Source organism: Xanthobacter sp. BG11Y11_SDJG (assembly GCF_057364445.1).
The window spans coordinates 1-1,071 of the sequence record NZ_JBNFNU010000730.1; the positions used below are offsets into that span (position 1 = coordinate 1).

At 75.4% G+C, this 1,071-nt stretch carries 1 protein-coding gene; it reads right to left on the reverse strand.

The genetic code is table 11. The features are described 5' to 3' along the window. Positions 1-379: 379 nt before the first annotated feature. Positions 380-1,071 (reverse strand): acetate--CoA ligase family protein (locus AC2W7M_RS26120; protein WP_486136070.1); only part of this gene is annotated, 692 nt, incomplete at its 5' end.

The following is a 1,071-nucleotide window of genomic DNA, read 5'->3' on the forward strand; positions in this document are numbered from 1 at the left end:
CGCGCCGCTCACCTTGCCGCCCCAGGCGGCGCCGAGCACGGCGGGGATGACCGGCGCGCCGGGATGCACCGAGCCGGCGCGGTAGCCGTCGTCAACCTCCAGGCCGTGGGGCGCTCGCCCCCATGAGATAGGCGGCGGCAAGCCGGTTCCAGCTGCCCGCCATGCCGGGCACCGGCATGGGACCTTCGGAACCCACCTCTGCAAGCGTGCGCGCGGCGATGCGGGCCGGAAGCCCCTGCGCGCCGGCGATGGCCGCGCCCAGCGTGTCGAGCAGGTGGCGGCCCCCACCGCCCCCGGGCGCGCCGCCGCGTCGAGGTCCGCGAAGGCGAGGCCGGCGCAGAATTCAGAGAGCCGGCGCGTGATGTGGCCGGACGGGGCGTCAGAGCGCATGTCCGCCTCCCTTCACGATCAGGGCGTCGAGGGCGATGACGCCCTCCCCTTCCGCGCGCACCAGCACCGGGTTGGCCTCCGCCTCCGCGACGTCGAGCGCGGCGAGGCGCGAGAAGGCCGCGACCGCCTCAGCCAGCGCATCCAGGTCGCCGCGCGGCAGGCCGCGATAGCCCCGCAGCGGCGCGAACGCCTTCACCTCGCCGATCATGGTGCGGGCGGTTGGGAGGTCGACCGGCGCGGTGCGCACGCTGACATCGCGGTAGATCTCCGCGAGCACGCCGCCGGCACCGAGCGTCACCACGGGTCCCACCGCCGGATCGCGGCGGAAGCCGACCAGCGCCTCGCCCAGACCGCGCAGCATGGGCTGCACCTGGATGCCGAGGAGGCGCGCCTGCGGGGCATGGCGGGCCGCGCCGGAAAGGATGCGGCGGCACGCGTCCTTCAAGGCCTCTGCCGAGGCGATGGCGAGCACCACGCCCTCCGCCTCGGTCTTGTGGGCGATGTCGGGCGAGAGGATCTTGGCGGCCACCGGATAGGGCAGATCGTCGAGCGCCATGGCATCGATGGCGGCGGCGTCCGAAGGCAGCACCCGTTCCGGCGCCACCGGCACGCCGAGCGCCGCGAACACCCGCGCTGCGGCTTCCGCATCCGAGCGCCGGGCCTTGGGCAGCGGCGAGCGCG